Below are 14774 nucleotides of genomic sequence, written 5' to 3'. Positions count from 1 at the left end.
GGTGCTTGTGGGCAGGGGTCCGGGTCAGCCCTGGGCGCCGCGACGGCGACGGGTGGCGTAGACGGCGCCACCGCCCGCGAGGAGCATGGCACCGGCCGCGCCGAGGAGGGGGGCGGTGGGGGTGTTGGCGCCGGTCTGGGCGAGGGCACCGGAGTCCCCACCGGTCGTGGAGCCGCCACCGGTGGTGGAGCCGCCGGTGGTCGAACCGCCGGTGGTGGAACCGCCGGTCGTCGAACCACCGGTGGTGGAGCTGCCGCCGGTGGAGCCGCCGGTCGAGCCCGAACCACCGGTGGTGGAGCCCGTGTCAGGGGCGGGCGGGTCGGGCAGCTTGGCGTTGGCGTCGAGCGCGACGGCCACGGTCACGGGGTCGAGGGCGTCACCCTCCTTGTAGAAACTCGAGCCCTCGTACGAGAAGACGTCCGCGCCGGCCTTGGTCAGCGTCGCCGGAGCGGCGGACACCAGGACCACACCGTCCTTGGCCTTGAGCGAGCCCTCGGCCAGTTTGAGGGTCGCGATCGGCACGTCATCGCTGACCTTGCCACTGGAGGTGACGTCGGCGGTGAGGATGCCGGCGGCGCCGGTCGCCTTGACCTTGACGTCGCTGAACTTCAGGTCCAGCTTGCCACCGTGCGCCGTGAAGCGGACGCTTCCGTTGAACGCCGCGTCGACCGAACCGGCCTTGGCGTCGAACTTGCCGCTGCCCTTGGGGAATCGGTAGCCGGACGCGCCGTTGTCCTTGGCGCCGTCGCCGGCCTCGACCTTGCCCTTCATCCGGGCGACGTACTCGCGGAAGGACTTCTTCACGCCCCAGTCGACGTTGCCGTCGTAGATCTTGCCCTCTTCGGGCTTGGGGTTCCCGTCAGGCTTGGGCTCGTTCGGGTCCGGGTTCGGCTTGTCGGGGTTGGGCTTGTCCGGATTCGGCTTGTCGGGGTTCGGCTTGTCCGGGTTGGGCTTGTCGGGGTTCGGCTTCTCGGCCGGGGCAGCCTTCACCGAGACGGTGGCCGGGTCGAGGGCGTCACCCTCCTTGTAGAAACTCGAGCCCTCGTACGAGAACACGTCCGCGCCGGCCTGGGTCAGCTTCGCGGGGACCTTCTTGAAGGTGACGGAGCCGTCCGCGCCCCCGCTCATCTGGTCCTTCCCGACAGTGAGCGAGGCTATGGCGATGTCCTGCACGGTCTTGCCGTCGCGTGTGACGTCCGCCGTGATCCGGCCGGTCGTGCCCTTCGTCGCGTCGTCGGTGACGAGCTTGAAGTCGTCGAACTTGAGGTCCAGCTTGCCGCCGTGCGCCGTGAAGTGCACGTTGCCCTTGAACGTGGTGGAGACGGCGTGCGTCGGGCCGTTGTAGGAGCCCTTGGCCCCGACGAAGGTGAACGCACCGTTCTTCTTGGCCTGCTTGGCGCCGTCGCCGACCTCGATCGTGCCCTTCATCGCGGCAACGTAGTCGCGGAAGGACTTCTTCACCCCCCACTGCAGCGTGCCGTCCGTGATCTCCAGCTTCGGTGGCTGCTGCCCATCGGCGCCCGCGGAAGCGCCCGCGGCGCTGGCAGGCACGGTCAGCGCGGTGGCGCCGAGCGCGGTCGCCGTGGCCAGCGCGGCGAGTGCGGCGCGGCGTGCGGTGACGGTCATCGTCTGTTCTCTCCTAGCGGGACATGAGTTACGTAAGTGGGTCAAGAGAGTGCGGCCTCCATGACATCAGGACGGAGGAGGCCGGGGAAGGTGCGCGGCGGCCGGAGCGGATGCGGGGTGCGCCACATCCGATGGAACGTCAGGTTCCGTTCGTCGCCCTCCGCTTGCGTACCACGAGATACCCGGCGGCGCCCGCCGCCACCAGCACACCCGCGCCGATGGCGACCGGCAGCACCGGGAACGACGACGAGGCCTCCTCCTCGACCGCCGCGGCCGGCGCCGACGCCGAAACCGAGGCCGCCGGAGCGGCCTTGGGCGCGCTGCCCAGGTTCGGCAGGGCCGGCAGCTGTGCCTTCCCGTCGAGGGGGACGGCGAGCGAGACGGGGTCCATCTCCGCCCCCTCCTGGTACATCCCGCCGAACGCCTTGGCCCCTTCGGCCGTGAGCTTCGCCGGGGCCTGGCTGACGGCCGCCAGGCCGTCCTTCTCCTTGAGGCCGGAGGTGTCGAAGGAGACCAGTGGAACGTTTTTCTCTGTTTTCTCCGTTTTCTCTGTTCTCTCCGCCTGCCCGCCGCCCCTCGTCACGTCCGCCGACAGCGTGCCCCTGCCGTCCTTCGCCGCCACCACGACCCGGCTCAGCGCCAGGTCGAGGTCCTTGCCGGTGAAGCGCACGGTGCCCGCGAAGGCGGCGTCGAGACGGCCGGTGTCCGCGTCGTAGGTGCCTTTGCCGGCCGGGAAGCGGAAGAGCGCGCCTCCGTCCTGGGCGCCGTCGGTGAGCTTCCAGGAGCCCTGGGCGATGGACCCGGTGACGTACTCCCGGAACGTCCGGCGCACGCCCCAGTCGACGGCCGCGCCCGTGAACTCGCCCTTGTGCCTGTCCTTCTCCTCCGGGGTGGCCGACGGGCTCGCGCTCGGCGAGGACGTGGCCGCGGCGGCCAGGACGTCGGCGGAGAGGCTGAGCCGGTCCAGGGCCGTGCCCTCGGTGTAGTAGCCCGCGAACGCCGTGGCGCCCCGCGCGGTGAGCGTGGCCGGAACGTTGGCCAGGGTGACGGCCGTTCCGGCTCCGCGCAGATCGATCCCGGAGAGGTCGAGCGAGGCGAACGGGACGTGGGTGGCCGTGGTGACCTCGCCCGTGCCCTTGGCCTTGCTGACCACGTCCACGTAGAGGGTGCCGTCCCGGCCCGAGAGGCGGACGGCGGGCCGGCTGACGGTGAGGTCGAGTTCGTTCGATCCGTCGGCCTTGCGGTGCCCGGTGAAGTGCACCCCGCCGGAGAAGGCCGCCTCGAATGCGCCGCTGCCGGGCCGGTAGGAGCCCTTGGCGGAGTGGAAGCGGAACTGGCTGCCGCCGACCGTGGCCGCTCCGTCGCGCAATTCCCAACGCCCCTGCGCCACCGGCCCGGTGACATAGCTCTGGAAGGAGGATTTGATGCCCCAGTCCAGCCTCCCGCCCGACACCTCCCGGCTTTCCGCCGCATGCGACACGCCCGCGGGGAGCAATGCCACCAGCAATGCCGCCGGCAATGCCCCCGCCAATGCCCCGAACAGCGCGGCGACGGGCGCGCGGGCAGGTCTGAACGGCGGCATCGGAACCCCTCTCGGGCGATAGCAATTTAGGTAAGGCTAACCTAAGCTATATCCGGAAGAGTTCACAGGGGAAAGGCGGGAACGTGTCTCAACGCCAGTCGGTGGGTGGGCGAATGCGCCTCCCACGCCTTCTCGGCGCCCTCGCGGCCCTGCTGGCCCTGACCGCCGTCCTCGTCGGCTGCGGCTCGGGCGGCACCTCGTCCGGCACCCCCGGCGACTCCGCGAGCGGCAAGCGGGCGGCGGCCGACCGCGTCGAACCGCTAGCCGGGACGCCCTCGCCCCGACTGCCCGTCACCGTGCGGTCCGCCGACGGCCATGACGTCACCGTCAAGGCCGCAGATCGCATCGTCCCACTCACCGGCTCGTTGTCCGAGGTGGTTTTCGGCCTCGGTCTGGGTGGCAAGGTCGTCGCCCGCGACATCACCGCCACGTTCGAGCAGGCGCGCGAACTGCCCGTCGTCACGCGCGGACATGACGTCTCGGCCGAGAGCGTGCTCTCCCTCAAGCCCACGCTCGTCCTGGCCGAGAGCACCACAGGGCCCGCCGAGGCCATCGGCCAGATCCGGGCCGCCGGCGTCCCGCTCGTCGTCCTCGACCCGGCGAAGAAGCTCGCCGACGTCTCCACGCGCATCGGCAAGGTGGCCGAAACGCTCGGGGTGCGCGCCGCCGGCGACGAGCTGCGCAAGCGCACCGAACAGCGCCTGGAGGCGGCCAGGAAGGGCATCCCCGGCGAGGGCAGGAAGCCGCGGGTGGCCTTCCTCTACCTGCGCGGCTCGGCGTCCGTCTATCTGCTGGGCGGCGCGGGTTCGGGGGCGGACTCCCTCATCGAGGCCGCCGGCGGGGTGGACGCGGGCAAGGAGTCGGGGCTGAAGAAGGACTTCACCCCCATCACCAGCGAGGCGCTGGCCGCGGCGGCCCCCGATGTGATCCTCGTGATGACCAAGGGCCTGGACTCGGTGGGCGGCGTGGACGGCCTGCTGAAGATCCCCGGCGTCGGCCAGACCCCGGCCGGCCTCGACCGGCGCGTCGCGTCGATCGACGACGGCGTCCTGCTCAACTTCGGCCCGCGCACGGACACCGTTCTCACCTCCCTGGTCGAGCAGATCCACAAGGGTGGCAAGTGAGATGACGGCCGTCGCACAGACCCCGCCGGGCACGCTTCCGGCGGACCAGGCCGCCGCCCCGCGCCGGCGCGGCCGTACGTCCGTGGTGCTGGCGTGCGCCATGGGCGCCGCCCTGGTCGGCCTCTGCCTGCTCTCGGCGGGCATCGGCGCCTACGACATCCCGGTCGGGGACGTGGTGGGCTCGCTGCTGCACCGGACGGGCCTCGGCGGCGCGGCACTGGACCGGGTGGGCGAGAGCGTGCTGTGGAACGTCCGGCTGCCGCGCGTGGCCCTGGCGCTGCTGGTCGGGGCGTCGCTGGGCTGCGCGGGCGCCCTGATGCAAGGGGTGTTCGGCAATCCGCTGGCCGAGCCGGGCGTCATCGGCATCTCGGTCGGCTCGGCGGTCGGCGCGGTCGCCGCCATCGCACTGGGACTGAGCTTCCTCGGCAACTGGACCGTCACCGCCTGCGCGTTCGTCTCCGGACTGGGGACCGTCCTGCTGGTGTACGTGCTGTCGCGGTCGGGCGGCCGGACGGAGGTGGTCACCCTCATCCTCACCGGCATCGCGGTGAACGCCTTCGGCGGCGCCCTGATCGGCCTGGGTGTCTTCCTCGCCGACAACGCGCAGGTCACCCAGATCACCTTCTGGCAGCTCGGCTCGCTCGCGCAGGCGACCTGGCCGAAAGTGCTCGCCGTGCTGCCGTGCGCGCTGGCCGGGCTGGCCGCCGCCCCGCTGTACGCGCGCAAGCTGGACCTGCTGGCCCTCGGCGAGCGTCCCGCGCGCCATCTGGGCGTGGACGTCGAGCGTTTGCGGCTGGTGCTCGTCGTGGTCGTCGCGCTGCTGACGGCGGCGGCGGTGGCGGTGGCCGGTGTCATCACCTTCGTGGGCCTGCTGGTGCCGCACGTGCTGCGCATGGCCGCGGGGCCCGGTCACCGCTTCCTGGTGCCGGGCAGCGCGCTGGGCGGCGCGCTGGTGCTGGTCGCGGCGGATCTGGCGGCACGCACGGCCGCGCAGCCGGCCGAGCTGCCGCTGGGCGTGCTGACGGCGCTGTTCGGCAGTCCGTTCTTCTTCGTGCTGCTGCGGCGGACGCGGCGGAAGCAGGGAGGCTGGGCGTGAACCCCTTGGCGTTGCTGCGGTGCACGCGGCCGAAGCGGGGAGGCCCGGCGTGATCCGCTCGTTCTTCGGTCACCGCTCCAGGCGGCTGCCCGCCCCCTCCCTCCCGGGCTCGGTCCGCGTCGAGACCCGCGCCCTGCGGCTGCGGCTCGGCGGCCGCACGGTGCTGTCCGAGGTGGACCTGAGCGTCACGGCGGGCGAAGTCCTCGCGCTCGTCGGCCCCAACGGCGCCGGGAAGTCCACGCTGCTGGCCGCGCTCGCCCACGACCTGGTCCCCGAGTCGGGCGAGGTGTTCGTCGACGGGCTGCCGGCCGCCGCCTGGAGCCCGGCCGAACTGGCCCTGCGCCGGGCGGTGCTGCCGCAGTCGGCCGAGCTGTCGTTCCCGTTCCCCGTCGAGGAGGTCGTCCGCATGGGCCGCGCGCCGTGGGCGGGCACGGCCGCCGAGGACGAGGACGACGCGGCCGTCGCTGAGGCGATGGCCGCCGCCGAGGTGACCGCGTTCGCCGCCCGCTCCTTCGCCTCCCTCTCCGGCGGCGAGCGGGCGCGGGTGGCGCTGGCCCGCGTCCTGGCGCAGCGCACCCCGCTGCTGCTGCTCGACGAGCCGACGGCCGCGCTGGACCTGCGGCACCAGGAACTCGTGCTGCGCGTCTGCCGCGAACGGGCCGCCGCCGGGGACGCGGTGGTGGTCGTCCTGCACGACCTGGGCCTGGCCGGGGCGTACGCGGACCGGGTCGCGGTGCTGCACGAGGGGCGTATCGCGGCGGAGGGCCCGCCGCTCCAGGTGTACGCGCCCGAATTGCTGAGTCGCGTCTATTCGCAGCCCGTCGAGGTAATCGATCACCCGCGAACGGGAGAACCCTTGGTGGTCCCGCGACGGGATGTCGGAGATTTTGCTTCGTGAGAGCAGAATCACGCACCGATCGGGGAACAGGGAAGGCAAGGCTCAGATAAGTTAGGGCGGCCTAATTCGGCCGATCATTTCCGGCCGTTCCGGTGTCCGCCCTCCGACCATTCCTGGAGCCCTCATGCGCGTTCTCCGCTCCTCCGTCGCCGCCCTCGCCGCGGCAACGGCCCTGACCGCTGTGTCCGGTTGTGCCGAGAAGTCGGACGCGAAGGGCTCGGACGCCGTCGTCGTCAAGGCCGGTGACGACTCGTGCGAGGTGTCGAAGACCTCGTTCCCGGCCGGTCACGTCAAGATCAATGTGGAGAACAAGGGTTCCAAGGTCACCGAGGTCTACGTTTACGCCCCGGGCGACCGCATTGTCACCGAGCGGGAGAACATAGGCCCCGGCACCAAGGCCGAGATCACCGCGACGATCAAGAAGGCCGGTTCGTACGAAATCGCCTGCAAGCCCGGAATGAAGGGCGACGGCATCCGGCAGAAGATCACCGTGACGGGCGCCGACAAGGCCGAGAAGAGCAATCCCGAACTGGACAAGGCGGTCGCCGAATACCGCAAGTACGTCCAGCAGCAGGCCGACGAGACGATCCCGGCGGCGCAGAGGTTCGCCGACGCCGTCAAGGCCGGCGACGTGGACGAGGCGAAGAAGCAGTACGCCGTCTCCCGCATCGGCTGGGAGCGCACCGAGCCGGTGGCCGAGTCCTTCGGCGACATCGACCCCAAGGTCGACGTCCGCGAGGACGGCCTGGAGAAGGACCAGAAGTGGACCGGCTGGCACCGGCTGGAGAAGTCCCTCTGGGAGGACAAGAAGATCACCGAGGACGACAAGAAGCTGGCCGACCAGCTGATGGCGGACCTCAAGGGCTGGCAGAAGGTCGTCGGCACCGCCGAGATCACCCCGACGAGCATGGCCAACGGCGCCAAGGAGCTGCTCGACGAGGTGGCCACCGGCAAGGTCACCGGTGAGGAGGAGCGCTACAGCCACACCGACCTGGTCGACTTCCAGGCCAACGTGGAGGGCGCCGAGAAGGCCTACGAGCTGCTCAAGCCGGTCGCCTCGAAGAACGACTCCGGTCTCGCCCAGGAGCTGGACAAGCAGTTCGCCGCCCTGAAGAAGCTGCTCGGCGAGCACCGCGACGGCGACACCTTCAAGTCCTACGACAGCGTCGGCAAGGACGACCGCAAGAAGCTGTCCGACGCCGTCAACGCCCTGGCCGAGCCGCTGTCCAAGCTCGCGGGCGCGGTCGCGAAGTAACGGGAGGACATTCCCATGACGGACGTGACGGACCCGACGAACGCGACGGACCCGACGGACGCGACAGCCCCGAAGAACGCGACAGACGCGACCAGCGACGGCAACGGGACGGACGGGAGAGGCGAGGCCGTGCGGGCCACCCCCTCGCGCCGTGCGGTACTGGGCTGGGGCGGCGCCGGGCTCGCGCTCGGCGCGGCCGCCGCCGGGGGCACCGCGGCCGCGCTGCGCACCGGCGGCGCCGCCGGCCCGGCCGCGTCGGCCGGTGCCGCGGTGCCCTTCCGCGGCGCCCACCAGGCCGGCATCGCCACGCCCGTGCAGGACCGCCTGCACTTCGCGGCGTTCGACGTCACCACCTCCGACCGCGCCGCGCTGGTCAAGGTGCTGCGGGAATGGACGGCCGCCGCCGAGCGGATGACGGCCGGTCAGGAGGTCGGCGACGGCGCGTACGGCGGGCAGCCGGAGCTGCCGCCGGACGACACCGGCGAGGCCCTCGGCCTCAAGCCGTCCCGGCTGACCCTGACCTTCGGCGTCGGACCGGGCCTGTTCGAGAAGGACGGCGAGGACCGCTTCGGCATCAAGGCACGCCGCCCGCAGGCCCTGATCGACCTGCCCGCCTTCCCCGGCGACAACCTCGACCCGGCGCGCAGCGGCGGCGACCTGTGCGTACAGGCCTGCGCCGACGACCCGCAGGTCGCGGTGCACGCGATCCGCAACCTGGCCCGCATCGGCATGGGGAAGGTCGCGATCCGCTGGTCGCAGCTCGGCTTCGGCAAGACGTCCTCGACGACGCCGGACGAGCAGACGCCGCGCAACATGATGGGCTTCAAGGACGGCACCCGGAACATCTCGGGCACCGACGACGCCGCCCTCGACCAGCACGTCTGGGTGGGCGGGAAGGACGGCCCGGCGTGGATGGCCGGCGGCTCGTACCTGGTGGCCCGCCGGATCCGGATGCACATCGAGACCTGGGACCGCACCTCGCTGCAGGAGCAGGAGGACATCTTCGGCCGCGACAAGGCCCAGGGCGCGCCGGTGGGCGGGCAGCGCGAGCGCGACGAGCCCAACCTCAAGGCGATGAAGCCGGACGCCCATGTGCGCCTGGCCCACCCGGACAGCAACGCGGGCGCCACCATCCTCCGCCGCGGCTACTCCTTCACGGACGGCACCGACAGGCTGGGCCGCCTGGACGCCGGGCTGTTCTTCATCGCGTACCAGCGGGACGTGCGGGACTCCTTCGTGCCGCTGCAGATGAACCTCGCCCGCAACGACTCGCTGAACGAGTACATCCAGCACGTGGGGTCGGCCGTCTTCGCCGTGCCGCCGGGCGTCCGGGACGAGGGCGACTGGTGGGGCAAGGGGCTGTTCGCGTGATCCGTATCCGTGGTTTCGACCGGAAGGGGGGCGCCGCGTGTTCGGCAACTACCTGATCGGCCTGCGCGAGGGCCTCGAGGCCGGCCTGGTCGTCTGCATCCTCGTCGCCTACCTGGTGAAGACAGGGCGCAAGGACGCCCTGCCGCCGGTGTGGACCGGCATCGCCGTGGCCGTGCTGCTCAGCATGGGCTTCGGCGCCCTGCTCACCTTCGGCTCGCAGACCCTGACCTTCGAGGCGCAGGAGCTGCTCGGCGGCTCGCTGTCGATCATCGCCGTCGGCCTGGTGACGTGGATGGTCTTCTGGATGCGGCGCACCGCGCGGCATCTGAAGCGGGAACTGCACGGCAAGCTGGACGCGGCGCTGGCGATGGGCACGGGCGCGCTGGTCGTCACCGCCTTCCTGGCCGTCGGCCGGGAGGGCCTGGAGACCGCGCTGTTCGTGTGGGCCGCCGCGCAGGCCACCGACGACGGGCTGCGGCCGCTGACCGGCGCGGTGCTGGGCCTGCTGACGGCGGTGGCGCTGGGCTGGCTGTTCTACCGGGGCGCGCTGCGGATCAATCTGGCGAGGTTCTTCACCTGGACCGGCGCCATGCTGGTCGTGGTCGCGGCGGGCGTCCTCGCCTACGGCTTCCACGACCTGCAGGAGGCCGACGTCCTGCCGGGCCTGGGGAACAAGGCGTTCGACGTCAGCGAGCAGGTGCCGGCCGACAGCTGGTACGGCACGCTGCTGAAGGGCGTCCTCAACTTCCAGGCCGACCCGACGTGGCTTCAGGTCGCGGTGTGGACGCTGTACCTGGTCCCGACCCTGGTGGTGTTCTTCGCCCCGGGCCGGGCGGGTAGTGTGGCGCCGTCCCGAGCAGCCACCGAGGAGTCCAAGCACGATGAGACGCCGGTCGCCACGCCGACTGTCCCCGGCTCTGTCCCCGGTTCTGTCCGCGGCTCTGACGGTGCCGCTGCTGCTGACGGCGACAGGCTGCGTGACGGTGCACGGCGAACGGGCGGTCATTCCGTCGGTGAGCAGCAGGGCTGAGGCCGCCGAGGTCCTCACGGCGTTCACGGACGGCTACACCGAGGCGTACCGCAAGCTCGACCCGGCCCTGGTGGACCGGGTCGAGAGCGGTGCGCTGGCCGAGATAGGCAGGGCCGATCTGGCCGCCCAGCGCGCCGTCACCCCGCGCGGCAATCCGGGCTATCCCGCGCTCAAGCTGGACAACGCCCGATTCACCATCCCGAAGATGGCCGGCTGGCCGAAGTTCTTCGTCGCCGACACCCGCAGCAACCGGGACCGGAACCGGTGGCTGGTGGTGTTCACGCGCGAAGCGGCGAAGGAACCCTGGAAGGCCTCCTACCTGACGCTGCTGGCCGAGGGGAAGGTGCCGGAGTTCGCGGTCGGCAAGGACGGCTACGCCGAGGCCGTGCCGGCCGGCGGGGACGGGCCGGGCCCGGCGCCGGAGGCGCTGAGCCGCTCGTACACCGACTACCTGCGCACCGGCGAGGGCAGGACGTTCGCCCCCGGTGGCGCGACCTCGCTGCTGCGCGCCGAGCGGGCGAAGCTGGCGCGGACCCCCACGTTCTGGACCGAGTACATCGACACGCCCGACAAGGCCCCCGGCTTCCCCGTGCCGGCGCTGCGCACGCGCGACGGCGCGGTGGTGGCCTTCTTCACCGCGCACCACCGCGAGAAGCGCACCATGGTCAAGGGCGTGCGCCCCTCGGTCACCGAGCCGCGGACGAAGGCGCTGCTCAAGGGCGACCTCGAGCGGGCGGTGACGTACACGCGCGTGTCGGAGTCGGCGGTGCGGATCCCGGCGGGGTCCGGGGGCGGGCCGGTGGTCTTCCTCAACCGGATCGAGTCCCTGACCGCCGTCAAGGGCGAGTAGCGCCGAAAGGGCGAGCAACGCCTCGAGGGGCGAGCAACCCCGTCAAGGGCCGGTGGCCACGGCGGGCTTCAGCGGCCGATCGGCCAGGGGTGGGCCGGCTCGTGGTCCTGACGGTCCCCCGCGTACTGGGCGCAGGCGTCGGTCAGCGCCTCCAGCAGGGTCAGCGGGTCCGGCAGCGGGCGTTCGGCGCCCAGCAGCCAGACCACCGGCTCGTCACCGGGCAGCCGGGACGGGGGCAGCAGCACATAGCTGCCGCGGCAGTGCCAGCGCAGGCCCGGATGCTCGTCCATGGTCTCGGGATGGCAGTCCAGCTCGCAGGGCCACCACTCGTCCTCGTCGTCCGGGGTGCCGCGGGTGGCCGTGAAGAACAGCATCCGGTCGTCCTGGGCGATGGTGGCGACCGGGCCCACCTCGATGCCGGCGGCCGTCAGCCGGTCCAGTGCCTTGCGGCCGGCCTCGGCGGGGACGTCGAGGACGTCGTGGGCGATGCCGGTGGCGGTGACGAAGTTGGCCTCCGGCTGGCCGCGCAGCCATTTGGTGACCTTGTCGGCGTCGGTGGTGGCGAGGGTCTGCCAGGCGAAGGAGACCGGGTGGCGCCCGGGGGTGGGACAGCCGATGCGCTCACAGGAACAGCCGTAGCCGGAGGGGTGCGCGGCCGGTGCCAGGGGGAACCCCGCGGCGGCCGCGGCCAGGAGCAGCTCCTCGCGGGCGGCTCCGGTGGCCGCCCCCGTGCCCGTATCGCCGCCCGCTCCGCTCCTGGGGCGGCGCAGCCATTGGGAGAACCTGCTCTTGCGTTCCATCTATCCCCTCACTTCGACCGCGGTCTCCGGTCAATGCTGCCACCATCCTGCTCCTGGTGTGACCGCCGAACGCATCCGGGGGGTGTGAGACCGGCCGCGTCGGCGGGCGGCACGCGGGCGGGCGGCGGGGTCCGGCGGGGCGTCGGTGGAGCTGGCGGGGGTTTCAGCGCTTGGCGATGCCGCGCAGCACCTGGTCGACGAGGGTGTCGACGAAGTCGTAGGTGAGCGGGGCCGTACGCATGAGCCAGCGCTGGGAGAAGGGGCTCACGATCGTCTCGGCGGCGATGCCGAGGTCGGCGTCCTCGGCGATCTGGCCGGCCTCGCGGGCGCGCCGCAGCCGCTCGACGTAGGCCTGGAAGCCGGTGTCCTGCAGCCGGTTCACGAACTGTTCGGAGAGTTCGGGGTCATTGGCCCCGGCGACCGCGAGCGCCCGGTAGGGGGCCTCGAACTTGGGGTCGTTGAACTCGTCGACGGTGGCACGCAGGACGGACTTGAGGTCGGCGGCCACGTCGCCGGTGTCGGGCAGCCGGATCGGCTCGTCGCCCGCGTCGGCGATGAACGCGTCGAGGAGCACGGCGGCCTTGGACGGCCACCAGCGGTAGATCGTCTGCTTGCCGACGCCGGCGCGGGAGGCGATGCCCTCGATGGTGAGCTTGTCGTAGCCGACCTCGCCGACGAGTTCGAGGGCGGCGTCGAAGATCGCGCGCCGGGAGCGTTCGCTGCGGCGGGTGGCGTCGGGGGTTCTGGTGGTGGCCATGGCGCGCAGTGTAGCGGGGGCTTGAGGCGAAACGTATCGTCTCCAAAACCCTTGACAAGACGAACCGTCTCGTTCAAAGTGAGGGGTGTTGCGAGACGATGCGTCTCGCCAAACGAAGGGAGAACCCATATGAGCCGGGGCAATGCGGGCGGAATGCTCGGAGTCGGCGGTACCCGCAGCAACCTCTCCCGCAAGGCGCTGCGCGGCGGCGGCCGGGGCGGGCGCGCGAACGGGGGCGCCATCGACGCCAACGCGCAGAAGCGGGAGCTGCTGCGCTCTCTGCGGGAGGGGCGCGCGGGCCGGGGCGGTGCGTAGCCGCTCCGTAAATGGGCCGTCGATAAACCACCCGTACGGTTCATGCGCCGACGTCGCGCAGCGTGGACGATTTGGGCACGTACGACAGCCACGTACGTGCCCAACACCACCGTGAGGAGCGCGACTTGCGTACAGCCCCGCGTGCATCCACCCCTCGGCGCTACCTGATGTGCCCGCCCACGTACTTCCGGGTCACATACTCGATCAACCCCTGGATGGACCCGGGCAAGCCGGTCGACCTGCCGCTCGCCCTCGCGCAGTGGGAGCACCTGCGCGACCGCTACCGCTCCCTCGGCCACACCGTGGAGGAGCTCACCCCTCGCCCCGACCTGCCCGACATGGTCTACGCCGCCAACGGCGCCACGGTCGTCGACGGCCGCGTCCTCGGCGCCCGCTTCGCGCACCCCGAGCGCTGGGCCGAGGCGGGCGTGCACCTGGAGTGGTTCCGGGCCAACGGGTACGCCGAGGTGCGCGAGCCGAACCACATCAACGAGGCCGAGGGCGACTTCGCCGTCACCGCCACCTGGCTGCTCGCCGGCCGCGGCTTCCGCAGCAGCCCGCTCTCGCACCCCGAGGCACAGGAGTTCTTCGGCCGCCCGGTCATCGGGCTCGACCTGGTCGACCCGCGCTACTACCACCTCGACACGGCGCTGTGCGTGCTCGACGACTCCACCGACGGCGAGATCATGTACTACCCCGGCGCGTTCTCACCCGGCAGCCGGGCGGTCCTCGAGCGGCTGTTCCCCGACGCGCTGATCGCGACCGAGGAGGACGCGGCGGCCCTGGGCCTCAACGCGGTCAGCGACGGCCGCCATGTCCTGCTGCCGCAGGCGGCGGTGGGCCTCTTCGAGCCGCTGCGGGCGAGAGGCTACGAGCCGATCGGCATGGACCTCGGTGAACTCCTCAAGGGCGGCGGCAGCGTGAAGTGCTGCACGCAGGAGCTCAGGGGCTGACGCCCCGGTGAGCGGTGGCCGGGGCGGCGGCCGGGGCGGCGCTCCGGCCACCGGCCCCGGCTACTGGTTCGGGCCCCGGCCCCGGCTACTGGCTACTGGCCGGCCGCGGCCGGCACGTCCCACTCGTCGCCCCACTCGGCGTCGCGCGCCGCGCGGTAGAGGGTGCCGTGCCGCTTGGTCACCGTCTCCCGCGTCAGGCCGCCCTCGGGCGTGCACAGGTCGAGCAGCACCTGGCCCTTGCGGATCTGCGGCTTGCGCACGATGCGGCCCGCGGCGCCGGGGGCCTCGCCCTCGCGGACGGCCGCCACGTACGCGAACTTCTCGTCCTCGTAGGCCAGCGAGCCGCCCTTGACCTGCCGGTGCAGCGACGAACGGCTCACCCGGGCCGAGAAGTGGCACCAGTCCTCGCCCGGCGCTATGGGGCACGCGGTGCTGTGCGGGCAGGGTGCGACGATGCGGAAGCCGGCGGCGACGAGCCGGTCGCGGGCCTCGTTGATCCGCAGATAGCCGTCCGGGGTGCCCGGCTCGACGACGACCACTCCGCGCGCCGCGCGGGCCACCTCGTCGGTCAGCGCCCGGCGGTCGGCCTCGGTGAGCTCGTTCAGCACGTACGAGACGGTGATCAGGTCGGCGCCGGGGATCGTCAGCCCGTCCCCGATCGTCCGCCGCTGCCAGGTCGCGGTGCGCAGCGCCCGCGACTCCGCCTCCCGCGCCAGTTCCTCGCCCAGCGCCAGCGCGGGCTCCGCCCAGTCCAGGACGGTCGTGCGGTGCTCGTCCTCGCTCCACGCGGCGGCCACCGCCCAGGTCGCCGCGCCCGTGCCGCCGCCGACGTCCACGTGGGTGGCGGGCGTCCACTCCGGCAGCCGGTCGCGGAAGGCCTCGAGAGCCGAGCGCACGGCCTCGAAGGTGGCGGGCATGCGGTAGGCGGCGTAGGCGACGACGTCGGAACGGTCGCGCAGCACGGGGGTGTGGGTGGGGATGCGGCCCCGGTAGTGGGATATCAGCCGCTCCACGGCCTGGGTGGCCTGCCGGGGCGGCAGACCGTCGAGGAGGCCGGCCAGGGCGGTACGCAGGGTTTCGCCGGTCGGCGCGTGTACGGGAGCGTGCATTTCAGAAA

At 72.2% G+C, this 14774-nt stretch carries 14 protein-coding genes; 9 read left to right on the top strand and 5 right to left on the bottom strand.

What is annotated here, in order from left to right; genetic code table 11:
- Window positions 1–24: 24 nt before the first annotated feature.
- Together ACIG36_RS03250 and ACIG36_RS03245 are read right to left on the bottom strand one after the other, a co-directional pair.
- Window positions 25–1626 carry an HtaA domain-containing protein gene (locus ACIG36_RS03250; RefSeq protein ID WP_399921013.1) on the bottom strand — a complete coding sequence of 534 codons (1602 nt, stop codon included), beginning with the start codon at window positions 1624–1626 and terminating at the stop codon, window positions 25–27.
- A gap of 139 nt (window positions 1627–1765) precedes the next feature.
- The gene (locus ACIG36_RS03245) at window positions 1766–3208 is read right to left on the bottom strand and encodes an HtaA domain-containing protein (RefSeq protein ID WP_399921010.1); all 1443 of its coding nucleotides are present in this window, start codon (window positions 3206–3208) and stop codon (window positions 1766–1768) included.
- Window positions 3209–3321: 113 nt separating this feature from the next.
- Here ACIG36_RS03245 and ACIG36_RS03240 point away from each other — a divergent pair, with 113 nt between their 5' ends.
- From ACIG36_RS03240 to ACIG36_RS03210, 7 genes are all read left to right on the top strand, one after another.
- Window positions 3322–4332 carry a hemin ABC transporter substrate-binding protein gene (locus tag ACIG36_RS03240; protein ID WP_399921007.1) on the top strand — a complete coding sequence of 337 codons (1011 nt, stop codon included), beginning with the start codon at window positions 3322–3324 and terminating at the stop codon, window positions 4330–4332.
- 1 nt (window position 4333) lies between these two features.
- A complete protein-coding gene (locus ACIG36_RS03235; protein ID WP_399921005.1) occupies window positions 4334–5428 on the top strand; it encodes a FecCD family ABC transporter permease in 1095 nt (364 codons plus the stop codon).
- A gap of 49 nt (window positions 5429–5477) precedes the next feature.
- On the top strand, window positions 5478–6326 hold the full coding sequence (locus ACIG36_RS03230) for a heme ABC transporter ATP-binding protein (RefSeq protein WP_399921002.1): 849 nt from the start codon (window positions 5478–5480) through the stop codon (window positions 6324–6326).
- A gap of 124 nt (window positions 6327–6450) precedes the next feature.
- Window positions 6451–7581 (top strand): iron uptake system protein EfeO, encoded by a 1131-nt coding sequence (efeO, locus tag ACIG36_RS03225; RefSeq protein ID WP_399920999.1) that lies wholly within the window; start codon window positions 6451–6453, stop codon window positions 7579–7581.
- A 15-nt stretch (window positions 7582–7596) separates the two neighbouring features.
- Window positions 7597–8952 (top strand): iron uptake transporter deferrochelatase/peroxidase subunit, encoded by a 1356-nt coding sequence (gene efeB / locus ACIG36_RS03220; protein ID WP_399920996.1) that lies wholly within the window; start codon window positions 7597–7599, stop codon window positions 8950–8952.
- Window positions 8953–8989: 37 nt separating this feature from the next.
- Complete coding sequence (efeU, locus tag ACIG36_RS03215) at window positions 8990–9982, top strand: iron uptake transporter permease EfeU (RefSeq protein WP_399920993.1); 993 nt, start codon at window positions 8990–8992, stop codon at window positions 9980–9982.
- A complete protein-coding gene (locus tag ACIG36_RS03210) occupies window positions 9966–10832 on the top strand; it encodes a hypothetical protein (protein WP_399920990.1) in 867 nt (288 codons plus the stop codon). Before efeU ends, ACIG36_RS03210 begins: the two co-directional genes overlap by 17 nt.
- A 68-nt stretch (window positions 10833–10900) precedes the next feature.
- On the opposite strand, the gene ACIG36_RS03205 is transcribed toward ACIG36_RS03210, so the two are convergent.
- Together ACIG36_RS03205 and ACIG36_RS03200 are read right to left on the bottom strand one after the other, a co-directional pair.
- Window positions 10901–11632, bottom strand: coding sequence for a bifunctional DNA primase/polymerase (locus tag ACIG36_RS03205; protein ID WP_399920988.1), 732 nt, complete (start codon window positions 11630–11632; stop codon window positions 10901–10903).
- A 163-nt stretch (window positions 11633–11795) separates the two neighbouring features.
- Entirely contained in the window at window positions 11796–12389 is a 594-nt protein-coding gene (locus ACIG36_RS03200) for a TetR/AcrR family transcriptional regulator (RefSeq protein ID WP_399920985.1), read from the bottom strand.
- A 129-nt stretch (window positions 12390–12518) separates the two neighbouring features.
- Here ACIG36_RS03200 and ACIG36_RS03195 point away from each other — a divergent pair, with 129 nt between their 5' ends.
- On the top strand, window positions 12519–12704 hold the full coding sequence (locus tag ACIG36_RS03195; protein ID WP_399920982.1) for a DUF6243 family protein: 186 nt from the start codon (window positions 12519–12521) through the stop codon (window positions 12702–12704).
- A 71-nt stretch (window positions 12705–12775) separates the two neighbouring features.
- Window positions 12776–13657, top strand: coding sequence for a dimethylargininase (gene ddaH / locus ACIG36_RS03190; protein ID WP_399922169.1), 882 nt, complete (start codon window positions 12776–12778; stop codon window positions 13655–13657).
- Between the two features lie 92 nt (window positions 13658–13749).
- On the opposite strand, the gene ACIG36_RS03185 is transcribed toward ddaH, so the two are convergent.
- The gene (locus ACIG36_RS03185; RefSeq protein ID WP_399920979.1) at window positions 13750–14766 is read right to left on the bottom strand and encodes a small ribosomal subunit Rsm22 family protein; all 1017 of its coding nucleotides are present in this window, start codon (window positions 14764–14766) and stop codon (window positions 13750–13752) included.
- Window positions 14767–14774 lie beyond the last annotated feature (8 nt).

It is taken from the genome of Streptomyces sp. NPDC053048, from assembly GCF_044547045.1.
Classification (GTDB): domain Bacteria; phylum Actinomycetota; class Actinomycetes; order Streptomycetales; family Streptomycetaceae; genus Streptomyces.
Note: the sequence above shows the minus strand (reverse complement) of the source record. Positions and strands in the feature narration are given on the sequence as shown.

Excerpts from the sequence above, each read along its gene's own strand:
- ACIG36_RS03205 (WP_399920988.1), bottom strand. The coding sequence starts at position 11,632 with ATGGAACGCAAGAGCAGGTTCTCCCAATGGCTGCGCCGCCCCAGGAGC.
- ACIG36_RS03200 (WP_399920985.1), bottom strand. The coding sequence starts at position 12,389 with ATGGCCACCACCAGAACCCCCGACGCCACCCGCCGCAGCGAACGCTCC.
- ACIG36_RS03245 (WP_399921010.1), bottom strand. The coding sequence starts at position 3,208 with ATGCCGCCGTTCAGACCTGCCCGCGCGCCCGTCGCCGCGCTGTTCGGG.
- ACIG36_RS03195 (WP_399920982.1), top strand. The coding sequence starts at position 12,519 with ATGAGCCGGGGCAATGCGGGCGGAATGCTCGGAGTCGGCGGTACCCGC.
- ACIG36_RS03250 (WP_399921013.1), bottom strand. The coding sequence starts at position 1,626 with ATGACCGTCACCGCACGCCGCGCCGCACTCGCCGCGCTGGCCACGGCG.
- ACIG36_RS03185 (WP_399920979.1), bottom strand. The coding sequence starts at position 14,766 with ATGCACGCTCCCGTACACGCGCCGACCGGCGAAACCCTGCGTACCGCC.
- ACIG36_RS03240 (WP_399921007.1), top strand. The coding sequence starts at position 3,322 with ATGCGCCTCCCACGCCTTCTCGGCGCCCTCGCGGCCCTGCTGGCCCTG.
- ACIG36_RS03235 (WP_399921005.1), top strand. The coding sequence starts at position 4,334 with ATGACGGCCGTCGCACAGACCCCGCCGGGCACGCTTCCGGCGGACCAG.
- efeB (WP_399920996.1), top strand. The coding sequence starts at position 7,597 with ATGACGGACGTGACGGACCCGACGAACGCGACGGACCCGACGGACGCG.
- efeO (WP_399920999.1), top strand. The coding sequence starts at position 6,451 with ATGCGCGTTCTCCGCTCCTCCGTCGCCGCCCTCGCCGCGGCAACGGCC.